25 protein-coding genes and 3 tRNA genes are annotated in these 24142 nt (G+C 61.9%); 16 read left to right on the plus strand and 12 right to left on the minus strand.

The annotated features are described in order from the left end of the window. The 6 genes from DEH80_RS05065 (at nucleotide 1) to DEH80_RS05090 (ending at nucleotide 4672) form a co-directional block, all read left to right on the plus strand. Entirely contained in the window at nucleotides 1–675 is a 675-nt protein-coding gene (locus tag DEH80_RS05065) for a site-2 protease family protein (RefSeq protein WP_109719394.1), read from the plus strand. Continuing rightward, a complete protein-coding gene (gene trpS, locus DEH80_RS05070; protein WP_243412752.1) occupies nucleotides 672–1673 on the plus strand; it encodes a tryptophan--tRNA ligase in 1002 nt (333 codons plus the stop codon). The genes DEH80_RS05065 and trpS overlap by 4 nt, the downstream gene beginning before the upstream one ends. After that, on the plus strand, nucleotides 1670–2482 hold the full coding sequence (locus DEH80_RS05075; RefSeq protein WP_109719396.1) for a segregation and condensation protein A: 813 nt from the start codon (nucleotides 1670–1672) through the stop codon (nucleotides 2480–2482). Before trpS ends, DEH80_RS05075 begins: the two co-directional genes overlap by 4 nt. Next, the gene (gene scpB / locus DEH80_RS05080; RefSeq protein ID WP_109719397.1) at nucleotides 2479–3240 is read left to right on the plus strand and encodes an SMC-Scp complex subunit ScpB; all 762 of its coding nucleotides are present in this window, start codon (nucleotides 2479–2481) and stop codon (nucleotides 3238–3240) included. Before DEH80_RS05075 ends, scpB begins: the two co-directional genes overlap by 4 nt. Next, a complete protein-coding gene (locus DEH80_RS05085) occupies nucleotides 3237–4010 on the plus strand; it encodes a pseudouridine synthase (RefSeq protein ID WP_109719398.1) in 774 nt (257 codons plus the stop codon). Before scpB ends, DEH80_RS05085 begins: the two co-directional genes overlap by 4 nt. A gap of 83 nt (nucleotides 4011–4093) precedes the next feature. Next, on the plus strand, nucleotides 4094–4672 hold the full coding sequence (locus tag DEH80_RS05090; RefSeq protein WP_165831299.1) for an endonuclease III domain-containing protein: 579 nt from the start codon (nucleotides 4094–4096) through the stop codon (nucleotides 4670–4672). Here DEH80_RS05090 and DEH80_RS05095 read toward each other — a convergent pair. From DEH80_RS05095 to DEH80_RS05115, 5 genes are all read right to left on the minus strand, one after another. Beyond that, nucleotides 4639–5340 (minus strand): response regulator transcription factor, encoded by a 702-nt coding sequence (locus tag DEH80_RS05095; RefSeq protein WP_109719400.1) that lies wholly within the window; start codon nucleotides 5338–5340, stop codon nucleotides 4639–4641. The genes DEH80_RS05090 and DEH80_RS05095 overlap by 34 nt on opposite strands. A 103-nt stretch (nucleotides 5341–5443) precedes the next feature. Next, entirely contained in the window at nucleotides 5444–6145 is a 702-nt protein-coding gene (locus DEH80_RS05100; RefSeq protein ID WP_165831300.1) for an SDR family NAD(P)-dependent oxidoreductase, read from the minus strand. 4 nt (nucleotides 6146–6149) lie between these two features. Next, on the minus strand, nucleotides 6150–6815 hold the full coding sequence (locus DEH80_RS05105; RefSeq protein ID WP_109719402.1) for an HAD family hydrolase: 666 nt from the start codon (nucleotides 6813–6815) through the stop codon (nucleotides 6150–6152). After that, complete coding sequence (gene ubiG / locus DEH80_RS05110) at nucleotides 6812–7516, minus strand: bifunctional 2-polyprenyl-6-hydroxyphenol methylase/3-demethylubiquinol 3-O-methyltransferase UbiG (RefSeq protein ID WP_109719403.1); 705 nt, start codon at nucleotides 7514–7516, stop codon at nucleotides 6812–6814. The genes DEH80_RS05105 and ubiG overlap by 4 nt, the downstream gene beginning before the upstream one ends. Next, nucleotides 7513–8823 (minus strand): TRZ/ATZ family hydrolase, encoded by a 1311-nt coding sequence (locus DEH80_RS05115; RefSeq protein WP_243412753.1) that lies wholly within the window; start codon nucleotides 8821–8823, stop codon nucleotides 7513–7515. Before DEH80_RS05115 ends, ubiG begins: the two co-directional genes overlap by 4 nt. A gap of 79 nt (nucleotides 8824–8902) precedes the next feature. On the opposite strand from DEH80_RS05115, the gene mtnA reads away from it, so the two are divergent. Next, nucleotides 8903–9904, plus strand: a complete 1002-nt coding sequence (gene mtnA / locus DEH80_RS05120) for an S-methyl-5-thioribose-1-phosphate isomerase (RefSeq protein WP_109719531.1) — start codon at nucleotides 8903–8905, stop codon at nucleotides 9902–9904. On the opposite strand, the gene DEH80_RS05125 is transcribed toward mtnA, so the two are convergent. Together DEH80_RS05125 and DEH80_RS05130 are read right to left on the minus strand one after the other, a co-directional pair. After that, nucleotides 9905–10657, minus strand: coding sequence for an ATP-binding cassette domain-containing protein (locus tag DEH80_RS05125; protein WP_109719405.1), 753 nt, complete (start codon nucleotides 10655–10657; stop codon nucleotides 9905–9907). Beyond that, nucleotides 10654–11646, minus strand: coding sequence for a FecCD family ABC transporter permease (locus tag DEH80_RS05130; protein ID WP_165831301.1), 993 nt, complete (start codon nucleotides 11644–11646; stop codon nucleotides 10654–10656). The genes DEH80_RS05125 and DEH80_RS05130 overlap by 4 nt, the downstream gene beginning before the upstream one ends. Nucleotides 11647–11729: 83 nt before the next feature. Here DEH80_RS05130 and DEH80_RS05135 point away from each other — a divergent pair. The 9 genes from DEH80_RS05135 (at nucleotide 11730) to DEH80_RS05175 (ending at nucleotide 20474) form a co-directional block, all read left to right on the plus strand. After that, nucleotides 11730–11814: transfer RNA gene (locus tag DEH80_RS05135), tRNA-Leu, on the plus strand. A gap of 60 nt (nucleotides 11815–11874) precedes the next feature. Continuing rightward, nucleotides 11875–13206, plus strand: coding sequence for a trigger factor (tig, locus tag DEH80_RS05140; protein ID WP_109719407.1), 1332 nt, complete (start codon nucleotides 11875–11877; stop codon nucleotides 13204–13206). Then, nucleotides 13203–13823: an ATP-dependent Clp endopeptidase proteolytic subunit ClpP gene (clpP, locus tag DEH80_RS05145; protein ID WP_109719408.1), complete on the plus strand. Its 621-nt coding sequence runs from the start codon at nucleotides 13203–13205 to the stop codon at nucleotides 13821–13823. Before tig ends, clpP begins: the two co-directional genes overlap by 4 nt. Nucleotides 13824–13916: 93 nt before the next feature. Next, entirely contained in the window at nucleotides 13917–15197 is a 1281-nt protein-coding gene (gene clpX, locus DEH80_RS05150) for an ATP-dependent Clp protease ATP-binding subunit ClpX (protein WP_109719532.1), read from the plus strand. An 81-nt stretch (nucleotides 15198–15278) separates the two neighbouring features. Next, nucleotides 15279–17669 carry an endopeptidase La gene (gene lon, locus DEH80_RS05155; protein ID WP_109719409.1) on the plus strand — a complete coding sequence of 797 codons (2391 nt, stop codon included), beginning with the start codon at nucleotides 15279–15281 and terminating at the stop codon, nucleotides 17667–17669. A gap of 279 nt (nucleotides 17670–17948) precedes the next feature. Then, nucleotides 17949–18221 carry a non-specific DNA-binding protein Hbs gene (hbs, locus tag DEH80_RS05160; protein ID WP_109719410.1) on the plus strand — a complete coding sequence of 91 codons (273 nt, stop codon included), beginning with the start codon at nucleotides 17949–17951 and terminating at the stop codon, nucleotides 18219–18221. A 62-nt stretch (nucleotides 18222–18283) separates the two neighbouring features. Next, nucleotides 18284–18359: transfer RNA gene (locus DEH80_RS05165), tRNA-Val, on the plus strand. A 25-nt stretch (nucleotides 18360–18384) separates the two neighbouring features. After that, a tRNA-Asp gene (locus tag DEH80_RS05170) sits at nucleotides 18385–18461 on the plus strand. Between the two features lie 48 nt (nucleotides 18462–18509). Further along, a complete protein-coding gene (locus DEH80_RS05175) occupies nucleotides 18510–20474 on the plus strand; it encodes a SurA N-terminal domain-containing protein (RefSeq protein WP_109719411.1) in 1965 nt (654 codons plus the stop codon). Between the two features lie 106 nt (nucleotides 20475–20580). On the opposite strand, the gene DEH80_RS05180 is transcribed toward DEH80_RS05175, so the two are convergent. From DEH80_RS05180 to DEH80_RS05200, 5 genes are all read right to left on the minus strand, one after another. After that, on the minus strand, nucleotides 20581–21378 hold the full coding sequence (locus DEH80_RS05180) for an enoyl-ACP reductase FabI (RefSeq protein ID WP_109719412.1): 798 nt from the start codon (nucleotides 21376–21378) through the stop codon (nucleotides 20581–20583). Between the two features lie 82 nt (nucleotides 21379–21460). Next, nucleotides 21461–22474, minus strand: coding sequence for an AgmX/PglI C-terminal domain-containing protein (locus DEH80_RS05185; RefSeq protein WP_109719413.1), 1014 nt, complete (start codon nucleotides 22472–22474; stop codon nucleotides 21461–21463). Beyond that, nucleotides 22471–22959: an ExbD/TolR family protein gene (locus tag DEH80_RS05190; RefSeq protein WP_165831302.1), complete on the minus strand. Its 489-nt coding sequence runs from the start codon at nucleotides 22957–22959 to the stop codon at nucleotides 22471–22473. The genes DEH80_RS05185 and DEH80_RS05190 overlap by 4 nt, the downstream gene beginning before the upstream one ends. 23 nt (nucleotides 22960–22982) lie before the next feature. After that, entirely contained in the window at nucleotides 22983–23504 is a 522-nt protein-coding gene (locus DEH80_RS05195) for an ExbD/TolR family protein (RefSeq protein ID WP_109719415.1), read from the minus strand. After that, nucleotides 23501–24139: a MotA/TolQ/ExbB proton channel family protein gene (locus DEH80_RS05200; protein WP_109719416.1), complete on the minus strand. Its 639-nt coding sequence runs from the start codon at nucleotides 24137–24139 to the stop codon at nucleotides 23501–23503. Before DEH80_RS05200 ends, DEH80_RS05195 begins: the two co-directional genes overlap by 4 nt. Between the last annotated feature and the right edge of the window lie 3 nt (nucleotides 24140–24142).

The following is a 24142-nucleotide window of genomic DNA, read 5'->3' on the forward strand; positions in this document are numbered from 1 at the left end:
ATGAACGACTTTAACTTCATCCAGCTGCTGGCGATCTGGGCTCTGCCAGTGGTGTTTGCGGTGACCGTCCATGAGGCTGCTCACGGCTTTGTCGCCCGTGCATTGGGGGACGACACCGCGAGCCGCTTGGGCCGGCTAACGCTGAACCCCGTTAAGCACATCGACCCGGTGGGGACCTTGCTGGTACCCGGTTTGATGCTGCTGGGTGGAGCCTTGTTGGGCGCTGGAGGGCTAATTTTTGGCTGGGCCAAGCCGGTGCCGGTTAATGCGCTGCGATTCAAGGACCCCCGCCGAGGCATGGCGGTGGTGGCGGTCGCCGGCCCGCTGTCGAACCTGGTCATGGCCATTGGCTGGGCCCTGGGCCTGAAATGGGCAATGACCACCGGAACGCAGGCCCCCTGGATACAGGGCGTGGCCTATATGTGCTTTGCAGGCGTCCTCATCAACCTGGTGCTGATGGTGCTGAACCTGCTGCCGATTCCGCCGCTGGATGGCAGCCGGGTCGCCGCCTCGTTGCTGCCGCGTGATACGGCAGCGCAGTACATGAAGATCGAGCCGTATGGGCTGGTCATTCTTGTTGTGCTGCTGGCCACGGGTGTCCTGGGTGTGCTGATTGGCCCGCCCATGGATGGCCTGCGCAACCTCATCTTTCAAATGCTGGGAATATCTCTGTGAGTACGCAACGACCTGTCATGCTGTCGGGCATCCAGCCCTCCGGCCATCTCACCCTGGGCAATTATCTTGGTGCGATCCGAAACTGGGCGCAGAAGCAGGATGACTATGACACCCTGTTCATGCTGGTCGACCTGCATTCCATCACCGTGCGCCAAGACCCCGCTGCACTGCGTGAGCGGTGCTACCAGTTCCTGTGTCTGTACATGGCCTGTGGCCTGGATCCGGACCGCAACACGCTATTTGTCCAGTCACATGTGCCGGCGCACTCCGAACTGGCCTGGTTGCTGAACTGCTACACCTACGTGGGTGAGCTCAACCGCATGACCCAGTTCAAGGACAAGTCCAAGAAACATGAGGCCAACATCAACGCCGGGTTGCTGAACTACCCGGTGCTCATGGTCGCGGATATCTTGCTGTACCAGACCGATCTGGTGCCGGTCGGGCACGACCAGAAGCAGCATCTTGAGCTGACACGTGATGTCGCACAGCGCTTCAACGCGTTGTATGGCGACGTGTTCAAGGTGCCCGAGCCGTATATACCCGAGGTTGGCGCGCGCATCATGAGCCTGCAAGAGCCGACCGCGAAGATGTCGAAGTCCGACTCGGTCGAGTCGAACTACATCACTTTGCTGGACGAGCCCAAGCGCATCGTCAAGAAGATCAAGCGAGCCGTGACGGACTCCGAGGCCGAGGTGCGCTTCGACATCGAGAACAAGCCGGGTGTGTCCAATCTCATGAGCATCTTGTCTGCCGTGACCGGCAAGCCCTTTGATCAGATCGAGCGGGACTATGCCGGCCTGGGTTACGGCCAGTTCAAGCAGGACGTGGCCGATGCGCTATTGGCCGAGTTGGAGCCCATTCAGGCCCGCTACGCCGAACTGCGGCAGGATCAGGCCCGGTTGACCGAAGTGCTGCGTCGAGGTGCCGAGGCCGCTTCGGATCGCGCCTCCGACACGCTGAACCGAGCGAGGGATGTGATTGGTCTGGTGGCTGCGTGAGCGAGACGGCGGTCGCCAATCCACAGGACTGGACCGTCAAGGTCCATGGGCAGCCGCTGGCCGCGCTGCCCAAGGATTTGTACATCCCGCCGGATGCCTTGGAGGTCTTTCTGGAGACCTTTGAAGGCCCCCTGGATTTGCTGCTTTATCTAATCCGCCGTCAGAACATCGACATTCTCGACATCCCGGTCTGCCAGATCACCACGCAGTACATGGATTACATTCGCCTGATGCAGCACATGCGATTCGAGCTGGCGGCCGAGTATCTGGTGATGGCGGCGATGTTGGCCGAGATCAAATCAAGATTGCTGCTGCCCCGGCCGGCCAGTGTTGAGGATGAGGAAGAGGACCCCCGTGCAGGGTTGGTTCAGCGCCTGCAGGAGTACGAGCGGTTCAAGCAGGCGGCCGAGCAACTGGATGCCATGCCGCGCCACGGTCGCGAATTCTGGAGTGCCGGGGCACGGCCGGATCGCATCGAGGTGCAGGCTGAGCCCCCTCAGCCCAGCCTTCAGGAATTGCTGGAATCCTTGCGTGATGTGCTCCAGCGTGCCGAGTTATTCGCCAGTCATGAGGTGGCCAGGGAGCCGCTTAGCGTGCGCGAGCGGATGGGGCGGGTGATCGAACTGCTCAAGGACCGGGTCGCCAGGCCATTTTCCGGTTTGGTCGATTTCAGCGAGGGGCGCGCCGGTGTGGTGGTGTGTTTTCTCGCCGTGCTTGAGTTGGCACGGACCTCGATGATCGAAGTCCATCAGCCTGATATGGATGCATTGCCGCTCATCCGTCTGGCCGGTCCCATGGAGGCAGCATGAGTCACGCGGCCGACCAAAGCGCGGAGTCGCGCGCCCCGGAAGAGCTGGCACGAATACTTGAGGCGGTCCTGCTGGCAAGCGATCAACCGCTGTCCTTCGAGCGGCTACAGGCGGTGTTTGACCAAGAGGCGGCACCCTCGCGCTCGGAACTGCGTGCGGCCCTGGATCTGATTGCCAATCAGCGCCAGGACAGCGCCATCGAACTGGTCGAGGTTGCCAGCGGCTGGCGGCTGCAGGTGCGTGAACGCTATGCACCCTGGGTGGCCCGTCTCTGGCGCGAGAAACCGCAGCGGTATTCCCGTGCGCTGCTCGAGACATTGGCCATTATCTGTTATCGCCAGCCGATTACCCGTGGCGAGATCGAAGAAATTCGTGGGGTCTCGCTGTCGGCCAACATCGTGCGCACGCTGCTGGAGCGCGGCTGGGTGCGAGAGCTGGGTCATCGGGAGGTGCCGGGTCGTCCGGTCTTGCTGGGCACCACCCGACAGTTTCTCGACGACTACAATCTCAAGTCGCTGGACCAGCTCCCGGCACTGCCGGAGATCAAGGATCTCGATGCCCTGCATGCCGCGCTGGCGCGGCTGGACCCGACATTCAAGCCCCCCGCCGACGATGCGGCAGACGAGGAGGGGGATGCGTCCGCATCGACCTCCGAATCAGCGGCGGCGCCGGCTATCGCGGATGCTCATCCTGAAGACGCAGAGGAGCCGGGCGCTGACGCGTCGCCGGCAGATCAGCCTCAGAGGTTGCCAACATGAGTCGTGGAGAGCGCATACATAAGTTTCTGTCGCGCGCCGGCCTGGGATCTCGGCGTGAGATCGAGCGCTGGGTGCGTGAAGGGCGGGTGCGTGTCAACGGTGAAGTGGCGGCCCTGGGCCAACCGGTGACGCCGGCCGATCAGATTCAGGTTGATGGCCGCAGAATCGCCATGCGTGTCGCCGCCGAGGTGCCTTGTCAGGTGCTTATTTACCGTAAGCCCAGCGGTCAGATCGTCACGCGAAGTGATCCGCAGGGGCGAGAAACCGTCTTCGCCAATCTGCCGCGGCCTGGGCGGGGGCGCTGGGTGGCGGTTGGTCGTCTTGATGTCGCCACGTCCGGCGTGTTGGCCTTCACCACGGATGGCGAGTTGGCCCAGCGACTCATGCGCCCGGAGTACCGAATTCCGCGACAATACTCGGTGCGTGTGTTCGGGCAGGTCACGGAGGCTCAGCTCAAGGCCTTGCGGTCTGGCGTCGAGCTGGACGATGGCATGGCCCGCTTTGACGCCTTGGAGATCGGGGGCGCAACCGGGGACAACCAGTGGTTTCATGTGACCGTTCATGAAGGCCGAAACCGGCTGGTACGCAGGCTCTGGGAAAGTCAGGGCCTGCAGGTCAGTCGCCTCATCCGAACCCGTTTTGGCCCGCTGGTCGCCGATAAATCCATCCGAGCGGGCGGAAGTCGGCTGGCCACGGGCGAAGAGGTGCAGGCGTTGCGTGAGCTTGTCGGTTTGAAAGGTCCCGACACCAAACCCACCAAGCCGCGCTGAAGCCCCAGCAGGCATTGCGGCGCCTCGCGGCGCGGTACGGCAGGCAGCAGGCTTGGTGGCCTGCGGCGCATACCTTCAAGGTTGTGATTGGAGCCCTGCTCGTTCAGCAGACACGCTGGGTGCAGGTGGAGCAGTCGTTGGCCGCGCTACGGGCGCAGTCGCTACTGCGTCCCGAGTTACTTGCCGACGTCGATTTGCAGCGCTTGGCCGAACTGATACGACCGTCTGGGTTCAACCACCAGAAATCGGCGCGTCTGCGTCGGATCGCTGGCTGGTGGCAGGCGCAGGGTGGTTACCCGGCGCTAAGCCGTTGGACAACACCGGATCTGCGGGGCGCTTTGCTTGGTCAGTCAGGCGTCGGACCTGAAACCGCGGATGCCATTTTGCTCTACGGCTTTAATCGGCCTGTTTTTGTGGTGGATGCGTATCTGCGTCGACTGCAGCAGCGCTTAGCTGGTCGAACAGATGGCGATAACGGTGATCAGGCACTGGCTCGGCAATGGCTAGCCGCATGTGACCATGACGTCGAGCGCTGTCGCCAGGCGCATGCGCTCGTCGTGATTCACGGCCAGCGCAACTGTCGGCCAAAACCGGACTGCCGTGGTTGTCCCTTGCAGCCCGGCTGTTCTTACGCGGGGTCTTCGATACTGGCCAGGCGATAGCCCATTTTCGGCACGGTATGCAGCAGCGGCTTGTCGAAGGGACGGTCGATCGCATTGCGCAGCGTGTAGATGTGCACGCGCAGCGCATCAGAGTCAGGCGGATCATCGCCCCAGACCACAGACTCCAGCGCAGATCGTGAGACCACATCAGGCGACCGCTGCATCAACAGCGTCAGAATGCGGATATGGATCGGGGCCAGCTCGATGCGCTGGTCGGCCCGGGTGACTTCCAGCGTCCCCAGGTCGAGGCTTAGGTCGGCAATCTGGAGGCGCTTGGACGCCGGGGCCGCCGAGCGACGGACCAGGGCCTTGACGCGTGCATCGAGTTCCAGAATCGAAAACGGCTTGGCCAGGTAGTCGTCCGCACCGGCAGCGAACCCTTCGATCTTGTTCTCGACGGCGCCACGGGCAGTCAGCATCAATACTGGCGTGTAGCGCTCGCTGCGCTCGCGTAACGCGCGGCAAACCTCCAGGCCGTTGAGGCCCGGCAACATCAGGTCGAGAATGATGACGTCGTATTCATTCTCCAGTGCGAGCTTCAGCCCGAGTTCGCCGGTGCCGGCTGAATCGAGCACGAAGCCCTGCGGTTCGAGTTGTCCGTAGATGAAGGCCGTAATGTCTTCATCGTCATCCACGACCAGAATGCTGGTGGGTTTGTCCCCATTCATCCCCAATTCCTTTGGGTTGAGTCACTTGCAGCGGTACGTTAACAGACCTTTCACCCGCTCGGGAGCCGTTGACGTGAAAAAATCAGCGGTCAATGGCCACTGTTTATGGTCTCGGATTGTTCAGTGTTTCCTGAACAAAATGAGCGAGTTGGTCGGCCACCTGATCGGGTGCAGCGAGGTCGCTGGGCTCCAGGGCAGGGAAGGCCAGTCGACGCAGGGCGGTAAACATCGGCGGCGGGCCAAACAATCGCATGCGGACGGTCGAAGTGGCGTCCAACTCCTGGGCCCAGCTGTCCTGCAACTTATGCAGCGCCGCTTTGGACAGCCCGTAAGCGCCCCAGAACGCGTTGGAGCGTCGTGCATCGGCGTCGTCAACCCAGATGACCGTGCTTGGCCGCCGGTTCAGCAGTGGCAGCAATGCCCGCGTGAGTAGCCAAGGCGCGGTGACGTTGACATGAAGGATGGTCGCCATATCTTCCGGTTTCAGTTCATGCAGCGGCGTCAGGCCGGTGAACTGCGCCGCGCAGTGGATCACGGCGTCCAGTCGACCCATGGACTCCTCAAGCATGCTGGCCACCTGCGCATAATCGTCCATGGTGGCACCGGCAAGGTTTAGGGGGAGGACGGCGGGTTCCATTGCGGACTGGTCGGCCACCGCAGTGGCGGCGTCTTCCAGCCGGCGGCGGCTGCGTCCGGCCAGGACCACGCGGACACCTCGGGAGGCGGCTTGTATGGCGGTGGCACGGCCCAGACCGCTCCCCGCGCCGGTGATGAGCCAGACGGGTGCGTCGTTCAGGTTGTTCATGGTGTCAGAGTCTGTCGAGCAGGGAGAGGAGGTCGCGCGGCGTCGCGGCATGGTGGTCGGCGGGCCAGTGCTCGTAACCGGCTTCGTCTTCGGGCACATAACCCCAGCCGACGGCCACGGTTTGCATGCCGGCTCGCTGGCCGGCCGCGATGTCCGTGGGTGCGTCACCGACGTAAACAATCCGGTCGACCGGCGCATCCAGTTGATCGGCGGCCAGCAGCAGCGGAGCTGGATGGGGCTTGCGCTCACCTGCGGTGTCTCCGCCGATCAGCACGGATGCGTCGGTGAGTTGCTCCGCGTCGGCGCACTCCTGGACCACGCGTCTGGCCAGCGCTTCCAGCTTGTTCGTCACGATGCCCCAGCGATGCCCGCCTGACCGTAGCGCGTCGAGCACCTCGACCATGCCATCGAATGCCCGGCTGTGTGCCGCAATGTCTTGCTGATAGAGGTCCACCAAGCGGCTCGTCAGCATGGCTTCATTGGGGACATCGCCAAAGGCCAGGCGGACCAGACCGCGGGCACCGCGGGACACATGGCGGCGTGTCTGTTCCAAGGCGATGGGCGGCCGATCATGTTCGGTGAGTAGACGTACCAGGGCGCGGTGCAGGTCCGTTGCTGTGTCCAGCAGCGTGCCGTCGAGATCGAACAGCATGACGTCCATGGCGTTCATTCAGCCGGCCGGGTCCGCATGAAATAGTTCACGCTGACATCGCTGTCGTGCAGGCGGTAAACCTGTGTCAGGGGGTTGTAGACCAGCCCGGTCATTTGCTGGACTTCCAATCGGTTCGTCCGGCACCAGCCGGCCAGTTCTGCCGGGCGTATCAGCTTTTCGTATTGATGAGTCCCCCGGGGCACCAGGCCCAGCACGTATTCGGCGCCCACAATCGCGAAGGCGAAGGCCTTGGCGTTCCGGTTGATGGTGGAGAACAACACCTCGCCATCGGGCCGCGCCAATTGCCGGCAAGCCTGGACGATGGCGGCGGGGGCGGGGACATGCTCCAGCATTTCAAAGCAGGTGATCAGGTCGAAGGCGCCCGGCAGCTCCGCAGCCAGCGCTTCCGCGCTGGTGTCTCGGTAGTCGATGTCCAGACCGGCGTCCTCGGCATGTAGCCGGGCCGCTCCGAGGAGGTCGGACGACAAATCGATGGCAGTGACCTGGGCGCCCGCCCGCGTCATTGCCTCAGCCATGAGTCCGCCCCCGCAACCGATATCGGCGACGCGCAGGCCTCGCACCGGACGGGTCTGCTGCACATAGTCCATGCGCAACGGGGTGATCGCGTGCAGGGGCGCCATCGGCCCCTGGGGGTCCCACCAGCGTTGCGCCAGGGCGTTGAAGCGGTCGAGTTCCGCCTGATCGGCATTCGTGGTCATGCGGGCTCCTGCATGCGCTCAGCCCATTGGGCCGCGCGTTCCATGATCTGCTGCTCATCCATCCCCTGGACGCGGCCGGCCTGCAGCAGCTGCTGTCCTGCAATCCAGCAGTCGGTGACCTGGTCACGGCCCGCCGCGTAAACCAATTGCGACAGCGGCTGATGGACTGGCCAGGTCGCGGGATGGTCCAGGGCAATCGCGGTTAGATCTGCCGATTTACCGGGCTCGATCGAGCCGATTTCATGGTCAAGGCCCAGCGCCCGTGCACCGCCTAACGTGGCGGCGTGCAGCGCCTCGGCGGCAGAAAAGGCGGTTGCCTGACCCTGTGTCAGTTTTGCGAGCATCGCGGCGGAGCGCATTTCACCGAACATGTCCAGGTCGTTATTGCTGGCCGCCCCATCCGTCCCCAGGGCGACGTTCACACCGGCTGCGAGCAGGTCGGACACCCGGCACTGTCCGCTGGCCAGTTTCATGTTGGATTCGGGGCAATGCACCACGGACACGCCTCGACGACCACATAGCTCGATCTCATCATCGGTTAGCGCGGTCATGTGGACGGCCATAAAGCCGGGCTTCAGCAGGCCCAGGGCGTCCAGTCGAGCCAGCGGTCGGCTGCCTGACTGGTCCTGCGCCTGCTGCACCTCAAAAGCGGTCTCGTGCACATGCATTTGCACCGGACGATCGAGCTCGTCAGACAGGGTGCGCACCCGCTGCAGCGGGGCATCCGACACCGTGTAGGGTGCGTGAGGGGCGAACATCGTGCTCACCAGTGGCATATCACGGGTGGCGTCCTGCACGGCCAGTCCCTTGGCCAGATATTCATCGGCGTCAGCGGCCCAGGCTGTGGGGAAGTCGATCAGTATCATCCCGACCACCGCGCGCAAACCTGCGGCATCGACAGCCCTGGCGACTGCATCCGGGAAGAAATACATGTCGGCGAAGCAGGTGGTTCCGCCGCGCAGCATTTCCAGCATGGCCAATTGGGTGCCGTCATGAACGAAGGCTTCCGATGCAAAACGGGCTTCGGTGGGCCAGATGTGCTGCTCCAGCCAAGTTTGCAACGGCAAATCGTCAGCCATGCCACGCATCAGGCTCATGGCCGCGTGGGTATGGGTGTTGACCAGGCCGGGCATCAGCACGTGCTGCGGCAGGTCGATCCGCTCGGCGGCTTGAATCGAGCTCAGCGCGTCCGGCGGCACAATCGCCGTGATCCGGCCGTTGTCGATGGCGACTCCATGGCCTTCCAGTACAGCCATGGGCTGCACCGGCACAAGCCAGCGGGGCGTGATGAGGGTCTGGACTTCCACCTGCTGATGTCCTGAGTGGCGTAGGCAGCCATGCGATGAACTGCGACCATAGGGCGCTGCACTGCTGCGAGGAAATTGAATGCCCGAAAGCATATCAAAGGGTTGCCCCAGTCCTGTGACCTGGACCGGGCGTACCGTGCGCTTGCTGGATCAGCGCTGGTTGCCCGCGCGGGAGACCTATGTCGATTGCGATTCCTCGGACGCCGTTGCCGAGGCCATCCACGCCATGGTGGTCCGCGGAGCGCCCGCAATCGGCGTGGCGGCGGCGTATGGCTTGGCGCTGGCCGCGCGCAACACAACCCGACTAGATGCGTTGGCTGCGGCCGGTCAGCGGCTCAAGGCGGCGCGACCAACCGCCGTGAATCTGGCCTGGGCCGTGGACCGGGTGCTGGCCCGCTGTAAGACCGAGCAGGGACTGGCGGCTGACGTGTTGGCCGAGGCCCAGGCCATCGAAGCCGAAGACCTGCGCGCCAACCATGCCATGGCGCGGCATGGCGCGGAGTGTCTGCAAGGGACGGTGAATGTCTATACGCATTGCAACACCGGGTCGTTGGCGACTGCAGGGTTTGGTACCGCGCTGGGTGTGGTCCGGCAGCTCCATGCGGAAGGGCGGCTCGGCCAGGTCTTTGTCGGCGAAACCCGGCCCTGGTTGCAGGGGGCGCGGCTGACCGCATGGGAACTGGCAATGGATGGCATCGAGCCAACCCTGATCGTGGATTCGGCTGCCGCCAGCGTGATGCGCTCGGGCGCGGTCGATGTCGTGATCACGGGGGCTGATCGCGTCACCGCGGATGGTGACGTGTTGAACAAGATCGGAACCTACAGCCTGGCTGTACTGGCCCGCCATCATGGATTGCGAATGATGGTTGTCGCACCCATGTCCACCGTTGACCTGGACACGACCAGCGCCAGCGAGATCGAGATTGAGCAGCGACCTGCGGAAGAGGTCACGGCCTGGAATGGCGAGCGCGTGGCTCCCCAGGGGGTCTCGGTCTTCAATCCTGTCTTTGACGCCACGCCCTACGCGCTGATCGACTGGATCGTCACGGAACAGGGGGTGTTCACGCCCCCGGCGAGTTAATCAATCACCGCGGATGACGACCATCTGCCGCTGCTGAAAGTGGACCGCCCCGCCGTAGGCTTGAGACAAGGCCTGGGCGCCCAGGCCCTCCAGTGTTGGGGCGGCTGCCAGCACCGCGCCCGCATGCAGCAGGTGGATGGTCGCGTCCAGATCATGGAGCGCATCGAGCTCGTGCACGCTGATCACAATGCCCACGCCATCGCCCGCCAGTTCCTCAAGCAGCGTCAGCAGCCGCGAACGGTAGCGCAGATCTAGCGCCGCCAGCGGTTCATCCAGGAACAAGAATGAGCCAGGTGCCGGGACCAACTGCGCAAGGACCCGGGCGAGTTGTGCACGCTGCCGTTCTCCGCCGGACAACGTATGCACGCGCCGCGGCAGTAAACGCCCAAGGTCCAGCGCCTGAATCGCTCGATGCTTGGCGGTGTGGGTTTCCTGCGGGTGGGGGTGTCGCCCCAAATCGATCAAGGCCCCGACACGATAATCGAAGGCCAATGGGTTTGACTGTGGCAGGACGGCCCGACGACGGGCAAGTTCAGCGGGCGGGTAGTGCTTGAGATCGTGCCCGTTCAGCTGCACGCGACCACCATCCAGCGGCTGCAGGCCGGCCAGGCTGGCGAGCAGCGTGGACTTACCAGCGCCGTTGGCGCCGATCAGGACATGGAGCTCACCTGGCCGGACACGGCAATTCACGGCCGTGAGTCGCGGTCGCTGCGTCCCCTGGACGGACAGTTCACTGGCTGTCAGGTCACTCATGAGGGGCGCTGCCAGACCATGAGCAGGAAAAACGGACCACCGAGCAGGGCGGTGAGCACGCCGGCCGGTATCTCTGCCGGCGCGATCACACTGCGCGCGACCAGGTCCGCCCAGATGAGCAGGTTGGCGCCGGCGAGCGCGGACAGGGGGAGTAGCGGGCGCTGATCCGGGCCCACCCAGGTGCGCATCAAATGGGGAACAACCAATCCGACAAACGCAATGGTACCGACCAGAGCGACGGCTGTTCCCACGCCCAGGGCGACGGCAATGAGCACGGTGTTACGCAGCCGCTGGGGACGCACACCCAGCGCCAGAGCATTGGCAGGCCCTAGCTGCAGCAGATTAAGTCCTCGAGCCAGGCGCCAGAGGCAAACGGCGGCCAACACCATCCACGGCAAACCAGAGGCCAACTGTCCGGCGGTGGGTCGGCTGAGGTCGCCGAACAGCCAGAAGCTCAGCTGCCGTAGCGCGCTGTCGCTGGCGATGTAGGTCAGCAGGGCGATCCCGGCTCCGGCCACCGCATTGATCGCGATGCCCGCGAGCAGCAGGGTGCCGTGATCTCCCGCCGCGCTGCGCAGGCCGATGCTGGCGATCAGTGCTGCGGTGGCCAGTGCACCGAAGAAAGCGGCCACAGGCAGGGCTGCGGCGGTTGCCACGGCGGGGCATAACACCAGCAGGCCGGCTGCCCCCAAAGCAGCCCCGGCCGACACTCCGACCAGCCCGGGTTCTGCGAGGGGGTTCTGAAAAAGTGCTTGCAGCGCCGCTCCGCTGGCGGCGAGCAAGCTGCCGGCGCAGAGCGCAGCCATCAGCCGGGGCAGGCGCAGCTCCAGCAAGACGAGGCGGGCGAGATCTGCATCTGCGCCAGCGCCCCACAGCAAAGCCCAGTTCAGCGCGGCAGGCCCGGCCGCCAGCGAAGTCAGGCTGCCTACGAGGAGGCCTGCCAGCAGGGCGCAGGCAGCAAAGCGGGGAGAGCGAAGAAGTGCGGGCACAGGTCGGCGAATTGAGGCTGAATGGCCCGAGTGTAGCCTGCAGGCTCAAGAGACCTGCGGGCTCTGGTAGAATCTCGCGCCCTGCGAAAGTGGCGGAATTGGTAGACGCGCTGGATTTAGGTTCCAGTGGGGAAACCCGTGGGAGTTCGAGTCTCCCCTTTCGCACCAATTATTCATTCTTGACCGTCCTGCCCCCGGGCACGCGGTTCTCAACAGCAGACACCTAGCATGGAAGTATCCGTAGAACAGTCCGAAGGCCTTCGTCGACGCCTGAGCGTCGAAATCCCGGCAGATCAGCTCGAGCAGGCGTTTAGCACGCGCATCAAGCAGATGGGCCAGCGCGCCAAGGTGCCGGGATTCCGTCCGGGCAAAGTGCCCACGAAGGTTCTGGTTCAGCGCTACGGAGATGCTGCGCGTGCCGAGGCAGTGGAAGAACTGCTGCGCACGACCTACCCGAAGGCCATCGAGGAATCCGAACTCAAGCCTGCCGGGTATCCGACGTTTGACATCCAGGCAGAAGTAGTCGGCGAGCCGCTCAAGTACACCGCGAGCTTCGAGGTGTATCCCGAAGTCACGCTGACCGGTCTGGACGGCCTGAAGGTCGAGCGGCCGCAGGTTGAGATTGGTGAAGACGATGTCGAGCGGACCCTGGGCACGATCAAGGAGCAGCACCGCAAGTGGGTTGCCGTGGACCGTCCTGCCGCCAAGGGCGACAAGATGAAGCTTGATTTCGTCGGCAAGCTGGATGGCGAGGCATTTGAAGGCGGCGCTGCCGAGGCGGCGGAAGTGGAGCTGGGCGCCGGTCGTTTCATCCCCAGCATGGAAGAAGCCCTGGTCGGACTGACAGCCGGTACCGAAACCACGATCGACGTCAGCTTCCCGGATGACTATCAGGCGGAGAATCTCAAGGGCAAGGACACGCAGTTCGAAGTCAAGATTCTAAGCGTTGAAGCCGGTGAAGATCCTGCGCTGGATGACCCGGAACTGCTGAAGTCCCTGGGCGTTGAAGAGTCGGCAGGTGAGGCCGGTTTGCGTGCCAAGGTGCGCGAGCAGCTCGAGCGTGAACGTGACAAGGCCGTGTCCGGCAAGGTCAAGGAGCAGGTCATGGACGGGCTGCTGGCAGCCAATCCTATCGATGTGCCGCAGGCGATGGTGGACGAGGAAATTCAGCGCATGCGTCAGGAAGCCGTTCAGCGTTTCGGCAATATGCCGAACAACGATCCGGACGCGATGGCGCGGATGCTCCCCGATGACCTGTTCAAGGACAATGCCACCAAACGCGTCGCCTTATCCTTGCTGATCTCCGAAGTGATTCAAGAAAAGCAGGTCAAGGTCGAAGAAGAGGATATCGATGCCGTGCTGGCGCGGTACGCCTCTGAACTCGCGGACACTGAGCAGGCGATGCAGTACTATCGATCCCAGCCGCAGATCATGCAGCAGTTCCAGGCCCTGGCCATGGAAGAGCGCGTGGTCGACGTGCTGCTGGAGGGCGCGACCGTGACGGACCAGTCCGTGACGTTCGATGACCTCATGAACCCGAACAACGAGACCGCTGAATGAATGAACGCGCACTGAATCTGGTCCCGATGGTCATCGAGCAGACCCCAAGGGGGGAACGCTCGTTCGACATCTACTCACGGCTGCTCAAGGAGCGTGTCGTGTTCGTGGTCGGGCCGATTGACGATCACATGGCCAATTTGATCGTTGCGCAACTGCTGTTCCTGGAGTCCGAAAACCCGGACAAGGACATCAACCTGTATATCAACTCCCCCGGCGGTTCCGTGACCGCCGGGCTGTCGATCTACGACACCATGGAGTTCATCAAGCCGGATGTAGCGACCATGTGCATCGGCCAGGCGGCCAGCATGGGGGCTGTGCTGCTGGCAGGTGGCACGCAGGGCAAGCGCTTTGCGTTGCCGCATTCCCGCGTGATGATTCACCAGCCGCTGGGTGGATTTCAGGGTCAGGCCACAGACATCGAAATACACGCCAAGGAAATCCTCTTCATTCGTGAGCGTTTGAACGAAATTCTGGCACGTCATACCGGCCAGCCGCTCGATAAGATCTCCAAGGACACGGACCGGGATTTCTTCCTTTCGGGAGAAGCCGCCAAGGAATATGGTCTGATAGACGAAGTGCTGGATCGCCGGCCGGGAACGGAGACCGAACAATCCTGAGCGAATCCGTCGGGTCCGGATCTTGCTTGAACCCTTGCGTACCGTTTGGGCGGAGTGCCCGGACGGTCGCCGAGACGAAACGACGAAACGCTGATGGCTAACGAATCAAAAAATGGGAACGGACGGGTCCTCTATTGCTCCTTCTGCGGGAAGAGCGAACACGAGGTCCGTAAACTCATTGCCGGTCCCTCCGTGTTCATCTGCGATGAATGCGTCGAACTGTGCAACGACATCATCCGGGAGGAGCTCCAGGCCAAGCCGGTCAACCAGGGGCTGCCAAAGCCCCAGGAAATCAAGGCTGTGCTGGATGAGTACGTCATCGGGCAGGAAGCGGCCAAGAAGGTCCTCGCTGTCGCGGTGTACAACCACTACAAGCGGTTGGGTGCCAAGGGTGTGGACGACGGTGTCGAACTGCAGAAGTCCAATATCCTGTTGATCGGGCCGACCGGCTCCGGCAAGACGCTGCTGGCCGAAACACTGGCGCGGCTGCTGGATGTTCCATTCGCGATCGCCGATGCCACGACGTTAACCGAAGCGGGCTATGTCGGTGAAGACGTCGAGAACATCATCCAGAAGCTGTTGCAGAAGTGCGACTACGAGGTCGAGAAGGCCCAGCGCGGCATCGTCTACATTGACGAAATCGACAAGATCTCTCGCAAGAGCGAGAACCCGTCCATCACCCGTGACGTCTCGGGTGAGGGCGTCCAGCAGGCGCTGCTCAAGCTGATCGAAGGGACGATGGCCTCGGTGCCACCCCAGGGTGGGCGCAAGCATCCGCAGCAGGAGTTCCTGCAGGTGGACACCTCCGGAATCCTTTTTGTCTGTGGTGGCGCATTCGCCGGCCTGGATAAGGTCATTCGTGACCGCTCTGAGAAGTCGGGCATCGGATTTGGCGCAAGCGTCAAGAGCAAGGACGACAGCCGCGACCTTGGTGAGGTGCTGGCGAACGTCGAGCCCGAAGATCTGGTTCGCTACGGCTTGATTCCGGAATTTGTTGGCCGTCTCCCGGTCGTGGCCACGCTGGAAGAGCTGGACGAGGATGCGCTGATTTCGATTCTCTGCGAGCCCAAGAACGCGTTGACCAAGCAGTACGCCAAGTTGTTTGACATGGAAGACTGCGAGCTGGAGTTCCGCGAGGACGCCTTGCGCGCCGTGGCGGCAAAGGCAAAAGAACGCAAGACGGGCGCGCGCGGGCTGCGCACCATTCTCGAGCGCATCCTGCTCGATGTCATGTATGACCTGCCGTCCATGGAAAACGCGGCCAAGGTGGTCGTGGATGATGCGGTGGTTCGTGGCGATGCCCGGCCGTACATCGTGTACGAGAACCCCCAGGAGTCGCTGCCCGAGGCATCTAACGTCAAGTCATCGGCCTGACAGGGCGCCGGCGAGATGGCCAGCGCTTGAAATCGCGTTGGCCGGTCGCATTTAGAGGGCAATCCAGAATTAGGCGCATGCATGTCTGAAGAACAGCAAGTCCCCGTCCTGCCACTGCGCGATGTCGTGGTGTATCCCCACATGGCGATTCCGCTGTTCGTGGGGCGGGATAAGTCCGTTAACGCGCTAAATGCCGCGATGGCGGATGACAAGAAGATCTTGCTGGTCGCCCAGCGCGAAGCCGAGACCGACGATCCCGGTCTTGAGGACGTGTACGAAGTCGGAACGCTCGCCAGCATTCTCCAATTGCTCAAGCTGCCGGATGGCACGCGCAAGGTCTTGGTCGAAGGTACCGAGCGTGCTCGACTCACCAGCTTCAGCGAACGTGAAGATGGCTATGTTGTCGCTGATTACACGCATTTTGACGAGCAGGACGAGGACGACAGCCGTGAGCTCGATGCTCTGGTGCGGTCGGTGCTTGGACTATTCGAGCAGTACGTCAAACTCAACAAGAAGACGCCCGCCGAGCTGTTGCCGTCACTGACGAGCATGGATGATGCGGGCCGGCTTGCCGATACCATCGCCGCGCATCTGAGCCTGCGTCTGGAAGACAAGCAAACCATTCTCGAAGCAGACAGCCCGCGGGCGCGTCTCGAACACATCGTCGCCCTCATCGAGGGTGAGATCGACATCCTCCAAATCGAAAAGCGCATCCGTGGCCGCGTTAAGCAGCAGATGGAGAAGTCTCAGCGCGAGTACTACCTGAATGAGCAGATGAAGGCCATTCAGAAAGAACTCGGCGAGATGGAAGACGCGCCGAACGAGATGGAGGAAATCGAGAACAAGATTGAAAAGGCGGGCATGCCGAAGGCGGTTAAGGCCAAGGCGATGACCGAGTTCAACAAGCTCAAGATGATGTCGCCCATGTCGGCCGAGGCGACAGTCGTCCGCAATTACCTGGACGCGCTCACCGGGGCGCCCTGGAAAAAGCGGACGAAGACGCGCATTGATGTCGAGCGCGCCCAGGATCAACTTGACGAGGACCACTACGGTCTGGAATCGGTTAAGGAACGGATCCTCGAGTACCTCGCGGTTCAGAGCCGCGTGCGCAAACTGCGTGGTCCGATTCTTTGCTTGGTCGGTCCGCCGGGTGTCGGTAAGACGTCCTTGGGTCAATCGATTGCACGTGCTGTGAATCGGAAGTTCGTCCGCATGAGTCTGGGCGGCGTACGTGATGAAGCCGAGATTCGCGGTCACCGCCGGACCTACATCGGGGCCATGCCCGGCAAGATTGTTCAAAATCTCACCAAGACCGGCGTGCGTAATCCGCTGTTTCTGCTCGACGAGATCGACAAGATGGCCATGGATTTTCGCGGTGACCCGGCATCGGCGCTGCTGGAAGTCCTCGACCCCGAACAGAACAACACCTTTAATGATCACTATCTGGAGGTCGACTTCGACCTGTCGGATGTGATGTTTGTGGCCACGGCCAATACCTTGAATATTCCGGGGCCGCTGCTGGATCGCATGGAAGTGATTCGCCTGCCGGGCTACACCGAGGACGAAAAGGTCAACATCGCCCAGCGTTACCTGTTGCCCAAGGCCATCAAGGACAACGGTCTGCAAGCCGAAGAGCTGTCGGTGTCCGAAGGTGCGATCCGCGATGCGGTGCGCCTGTACACCCGCGAAGCTGGCGTACGCAATCTGGAACGGCTGATGGCCAAGGTGGCCCGGAAGGTCGTCAAGCAGTTGGTTGAAGATCCCAAGCGCGGGCCGGTGCAGGTCACGGTGCGCAATCTCAATAACTATCTCGGCGTCCCACAGTTCCGCTATGGCCAAGCTGAAGGCGAGAATCGGATTGGTCAGGTCACCGGTCTGGCCTGGACCGAGGTGGGGGGCGAGCTGCTAACCGTCGAAACGGCTGTCGTCGCAGGCAAGGGCCGACTCACACATACGGGGAGCCTTGGCGATGTGATGAAGGAATCCGTCCAGGCTGCGCTGACCGTGGTTCGTAGTCGTGCCGATACGCTGGGCGTGAAATCCGAGTTCCAGCAGGAGACGGACATCCATGTGCATGTTCCTGAAGGGGCCACGCCGAAAGATGGCCCGTCAGCGGGCATCGCCATGACCACGGCTTTGGTCTCCGCGCTGACGAAGATCCCGGTGCGCGCTGACGTGGCCATGACCGGCGAAATCACTCTACGTGGTGAGGTGCTGCCCATTGGTGGCCTCAAGGAGAAGCTGCTGGCGGCGCATCGAGGTGGCATCAAGACCGTGGTGATTCCTCACGAGAACACCAAGGACCTGGCGGATATCCCCGCCAACATTAAGAATAAGTTGAACATCGAGCCGGTGCGCTGGATCGATGACGTCCTGCGCCTGGCGTTGGAGCATATGCCCGAGCCGGGCGAGGGTGAGTCGTCCACCCCGGCTGCCGCCGGGGAGGGTGCAGAGGCCGCTCGAGCCCACTGATCGTGTCAAGCCAAAAAAACCGCGTCATTTCGCGGTTTTTCGGTTGACGCTCTTCTCGGCGCACTGCTATAAAACGTCTAAGCCCGTGCCTCGGGCGACCGACATTTCAAGGGACAGAGAACATACGCCGGTCAGGGACGTGGACCGACATAACGAGCGCGGCACGCAAGCTGCGTCGGTGGGGCTTTCACGATTCACAACTCCCTTGGGATTGCTAACAGTGAGATGCACAGCAGCGCATCCACGATATACACACGTTATTGAGGGGATCCTCGTACTATGAACAAGACTGAACTCGTCATGCTGGTTGCCGAATCCACCGGCCTGTCCAAGGCAGACGCCGCTCGTGCCGTTGACGCCGTGTTTGATGGCATCACGGCTTCCCTCAAGAAGGGTGACAAGGTGTCGCTGGTTGGTTTCGGTACCTTCGCTGTTCGTGATCGCGCCGCCCGTACCGGCCGCAATCCGAAGACCGGCGAGACCATCGAAATCGCCGCAGGCAAGACGCCTGGATTTAAGGCTGGTAAAGCGCTGAAAGACGCGATAAAATAACTCGCGTCGGGCAAGTAGCCCTACGGAAAACCCAGGCGGTCGCCGTCTGGGTTTTCTTATCAGGGTGCTTAGCTCAGCTGGTAGAGCGTCGCCCTTACAAGGCGAATGTCGGCGGTTCGATCCCGTCAGCACCCACCAGTTACAATAAGATTTCAAGTTTCGCGGAGCGGTAGTTCAGTTGGTTAGAATACCGGCCTGTCACGCCGGGGGTCGCGGGTTCGAGTCCCGTCCGCTCCGCCATATCCGAACCGGCGCCTTAGGGCGCCGTTTCTTTATCTGGCAGTCGCTATGTTGCAGTCTATCCGTGAGTCCACGTCCGGGCCGTTTGCCTGGATTGTTGTTGCGATCATCACTGTCCCGTTTGCGTTCTTCGGAATCGAGACCTTCCGATCAGGTGGAGGAGATGCCACGGTCGCGAAGGTGGGCGATGAGAAGATCACCCAGCGCGAGCTACAGGTCGGCTACGAGCAGCGTTACCAGCGCCTGCAGCAGATGATGGGTGAAAGCTTCGACCCCTCGCTGATCCAGGGGCCACAGTTCCGCCGTACCGTCCTGGACGATATGGTCAGAGAGCAGGTCATCAGCAGTTACGTAGACGATTCCGGTTTGCGTGGCACCGACGCCGCAGTGTTCGACTATCTGCAGCAAGTTCCGGCTTTCCAGGTCGATGGTGAGTTCTCCCCGCAGGCCTATCGGGACACGTTGTCGGCAAATCGTCGGCAGCCCGATGCGTTTGAAGCACAGGTTGCGGCGTCCATTGCAACGGAGCAGCTGCAGTTGGCGATCGGGCAATCGGCGCTCGTGGCCCCAGGGGAAGTCGATCTGGCGTACCGCATGCAGCATCAGCAGCGGCGTTTTTCGCAGGTGACCTTCACCATTGCCGATTTCCGTGATGATGTGTCGGTGAGCGAAGAGGACATCCAGGCCAGGTACGAAGCCCAGTCTCAACGCTATACCACCCCTGAACAAATCCGCCTGCACTACATCGAGGTCAATCAGTCGCAGCTCACACCCACGGGTGAGCCCGATGAGGAGGCGCTGCGCGCAGTCTACGAAGACCAGCGTGGTCGATTCACCACGCCCGAGGCGCGGAAAACGTCACATATTCTGATCAAGACCGGGGATCGGAGTCATGGTGACGCCAAGGCGTTGGCCGAAGAGGCACGTTCGCGAATTGTGGAGGGTGGGGAGTCCTTCGATGAGGTGGCCCGTGAACTGTCCGAAGATGGCGGTTCCGCCCAATCAGGCGGTGATCTGGACTGGGTCGAGCGTGGCGTGATGGTGCCTGAGTTTGAAGATGCCTTGTTCGCAATGGAGGAAGGCGAAGTCAGTCTCCCCGTTGAAACCGACTTCGGTTGGCACATCATCAAGCTGGAATCGATTCGGGCTGAAACGACCAAGCCCTTTGATGACGCGGACGTCCAGGCGCGTATTCGGGAAATCTATCAGCGCGATGCTGCGGCCGAGCGTTTCCAATCCTTAACGGAGGAGCTGGAGACCTTGGCCTATGAGTCACTCGACGCCTTGGAGCCCGCGGCAGAGGCAACCGGCTTGCCGCTGGAGCAGACGGATTGGTTTAGTCGTCAGGGTGGTGCGGGTATCGCAGCGAACGACGACGTGATCGAAACGGCATTTTCTCCGATTGTCCTGGAAGATGGGGAGAACAGCCGCTTGATTGAAATCGAGCCCGGTCGGGTGGTCGTGGTCCGAGTAAGCGATCGGCAACCGGAGGAGCTGCGACCCTTGGACGACGTGAGAGAAGAGATTCGCAGCGAGCTGGTGAACGAAGCCGCCGCGGCCAAGGCGCGACAGCAGGCGGAGTCGCTACTGACCAGCCTCAAGGACACCGGAACCTTCTCCGCTGCACTGTCTGCGCAGGCCCTGGAGAAAACCGTGATCGATTCCGGGCTGATCGAGCGTGACGAGACGGAGGGCCGTGGTGGCGCTCGGTTAAGCCCACGCGTGGTCAGAACGATCTTCTCACAGCCGCGGTCTGCCGCCGGTCAGCCTGAGGGCATGGGCCAGCTGACCGTTGCGGGGGGTGACGTTGTGGTCTATGCCCTGGAAACGGTCGAAGACCCTCGTGTACCCACCGCGGGTGCTGAACGGCAGACGGTTGCGGACCGTGCCGCTGCACTGGCCGCACGACAGGAGCTGGCGGCTTGGGAAGCAGCCGTACGTGCAGAGACCCGCATCAAGGTCTATGAAGATGTGCTGGCCCAGCAGATTGAAGACAGTGCGCCGCCGTACTAGTCATCAAGCCGTATGAGCGAGCAAACAAAAAGCCGGCATCATGCCGGCTTTTTGCTGTGTGGCGCCGCTTTTGCCAGGGGCCGCCCTACGGTTGGCGAGTAAGGCCTCAGGGGCTGCGAGACTCGGCGCCTGGCATCCCCTGGATGTGATAACCGGCATCAACGTAGATGATCTCTCCGGTGATTCCGGAGGCCAGATCACTACAAAGAAACGCAGCCGTGTTACCGACTTCGACGGGTTCAACATTGCGCCTTAGCGGAGATGCTTCGCTGGTCGCATTGAGCATGTCGCGAAAGCCTGAAATTCCCGCCGCCGCAAGCGTTTTGATCGGGCCGGCTGACACCCCATTGACACGGATACCCCTGGGGCCGAGTTCAGCGGCCATATAGCGCACGGATGCTTCAAGACTGGCTTTGGCCGGGCCCATGACGTTGTAGCCGGGTAATGCACGCTCGGCACCCAGGTAACTCAAGGTGAGCAGGGCCCCGCCATCGGACATCAGCGGATAAAAGGCCTTGCCCAATGCGGCAAAGCTATAGGCACTGATGTCATGCGCAATACCGAAACCCTCGCGCGTCACTGACTCAAGAAAACCGCCCTTGAGCAGTTCGCGGGGTGCGAAGCCGATGGAGTGGACAACGATATCGATACCACCCCAGTGCGCCTCGATGGCTTGACGGGCCTGTACGATCTCGTCGTCCGAGGTCACGTCCAGCGGCAGGCAGAGTTCAGCCGAATACTCCTCAGCAGCCGCTTCTACACGACTTTTCAGTTTGTCTCCGGCGTAGCTCAGCGCAAGACGCGCCCCCTGGCCATGCATGACCTCAGCAATACCTGAGGCGATAGAGCGAGGACTGGCGATGCCTGTGATGAGTGCGCGCTTTCCATCGAGAAATCCGTTCATGTCTCCTCTCCTTGTTCGCCCCGAGGGCCTTCGGCGTCGCTATGCGCTTTCGCCGGTTGCACCCTGGTTCACTGTCAGCCGTCTAGGCGGGTTCAAAGAACAGCGGATAATCCAGCGTGATGGGTGGCACATCTTTGGCGCCGAAGTTCATCAAGCGAATGCGATTGAGGATCTTGCCCTCCACATCTGCATCATTGAGCTGGGATTCGACGATCTCGACCGACGAAACCGAACCGTTTGGCGCGATGGTCAAACGGACCACGACCTTGCCTGACAATGTCGGGTTTTGTCGGCGGGCCCGGTTGTAGATTGAATAAAACGCGCCTTTGGTCCGATCGAAGACGAGCTGAATTTCGTCAATGGGCCGGCCTGCACTTGGTGCACTGCCACCCGAGCCGCGGGCAGGGGACCCACCACCGCCACCACCGCCGGCTGTAGGCCCGCTGACCCGGGTGGTTTCACGCGAGGCGAGTCCGGTGCCGCCGCTGTCACGCGCCAATTGGCTGGTATCGATCCCTGAGCTGCCGCTGCTGGCACTGGACAGCAGGTCGGATGCCGAACTGGCTGAACCTGATCGGCGTGCGCCGCCGGACGCGGAAGGTGCCGCCGTGACCAGGGCTTGTGGATTGGTCAGCGCGGCTGTTGATTCTTCCGTGCGCAGGTCGGCAAAGGCATCGCGAATCTGTGCAATGCCGCTGGCCTCAGCCCGTTGTCTGGCCTGTTCCACCTGGGTTTGCTGGGAGGCTTGCTGAGGCGCGGGTTCGGGCTGCTCGCGCGGGGTGGGTTGCTCGGGTTCCGGCTCCGGCTCGGGTTGCGCTTCTTCGGGCTCTTCCGCCTCTTCTTTGTCTGCGGCGGGCTCCGGTGCTTGCTGTTCCGCCTTGGGACCCGGGGGGGCTCGCTGCAGCAGCAGACGGGCATACCGATCAGAGAGCTCGTCGCCGGCGCCGTCTTCCTCTCCGGCCATACGAACAAACTGGATCGCCAGCGACAGCACCAGGAACAACGTCAGCGTAATCGCCAGGATACGGCGGAAGCGCTGGTCGGAATCATCGACTCCCAACGTCCAGGCTGATTGAAGGGCGTGGCTGGCGGTCATGCGTCCGATCCGGATTCGATTTCTGTCTTCTGAAGAATGGCGAGGGAAATCCGCGCATATTCTGCGGTGGTACAGGCCTGCATCACCTTGCGGATGACCTTGTAGGGCGTGCCCTCGTCGGCCAGGATCGTCACATCTTCCCGGCCTTCCGATTCCGAACCGTCTTCATAGACCAGCAGGGATTTAGGCACTTCGGCAAGCAACTCGGTGACGGCCGACAGCGTCTCCGCTTCACGGGCTTCGTCGACCGTCATGGCGCGCTTTCCATTCACCAGGATATCGGTCCGCGTAATCATCACGCTGACGGTTTCCCCGGCCTTTGTTTCCTCAAAGGCTTCAGGGAGTTTGAGTTCCTTGGCGCTGGGCAGTGTTTCCACGGCCGAAGAATTGACGAGCAGGAAAAACACCAGAATCGTGAAGATGTCCATGAGCGAGATCATGTTCATCGAAGCGACCCGGCCTTTTTTCGCGTTGCGCTCGCGCATGCGCTTGGCGCGTCGGGATTCCTTCATCCGTCGGTCTCGTTTGCGCGCGGCGGTGCATCGCCGATCGCGACATCAGGGAAGAGCGGGGTGCGGTCTGCCATCGATGGCGTGTTTTCATCGGGCAGCGTCATCCGTACGGCATCCATGGCCTGAATCATCTGATCGTATTCAACGTCCGGTTCCAGCAGCACCGTGGCATTGGTGACGGCCGGATCGATTCGGTCGCGTATCTCCACGATCAGACTATTCACGGCGGCCAGGTCAAACCCGCTGTCGGTTATGGCAAACGATTGCAAAACGCTGCCATTCACTGCGACCTGGAGTGCATCCGTTCGAACGATCACTGAGAGGCGATCGGTCTCGTTCTCGACGGGCTGCGACTCCGAGTCAGGGGCGGGTAATGCCAACTGCATGACCGCGAGACGCGAAAACACCGCGGTAATCAGCAGGAACGGCACGAGGATGACCATCAGGTTCATGAATGCCGTGATGTTCATTTCGGCCGGATCGCGCCGACGCATCCGGTGTAGTCGCGAGGTGATCATGCGTTTTCGGTGGTCCGCGTGGTGTTCAGGAACTTCACACTGGCCATTTCGATGCTATCCACCAAGGCGGTGGTCCGCGTCTGTAGCACGGCATGCAGAAGCAGCAGTGGAATGGCGACCATCAGTCCGAAGGCTGTGGTGTTCATGGCCACGGAAATACTGGCTGACAGGAGGTCGGCCTTCTCAGCCGGGTTGACGTTGGCCACGGCCGTAAAGCCCTGGATCAGACCGATGATGGTTCCCAACAGGCCCAGCAATGTGGCGACGTTGGCCAACACGGCCAGGTAGTGCGTGCGCTTCTCGAGCTGGGGGGTGACCTCCAGCAAGCTCTCTTCCATGGACATTTCAACGTCCTGGCGGTCGCTGCTGGTCCGCATGCGGCTGATGCCGTAGGCGAGCACCTGGCCGACGGCTGCTTCGGATTTGCTCGACACCTCGAAGGCGCCCGCATAGTCCCCGTTAGACAGCAAGGGCTGCAGTTTTTCCCACAGCTTGCGATTACCCGCCTCGGAGCGCGTCAGGTAGATGTAGCGTTCAATAGCGATGGAAAGCCCGATCGCGAGAATGATGACGATGGGATACATGAACAGTCCGCCGTTCTGAAAAAAGCGGACGATGGTGCCGAACACCTCCATACG

Source organism: Abyssibacter profundi, from assembly GCF_003151135.1.
GTDB classification, from domain to species: domain Bacteria; phylum Pseudomonadota; class Gammaproteobacteria; order Nevskiales; family OUC007; genus Abyssibacter; species Abyssibacter profundi.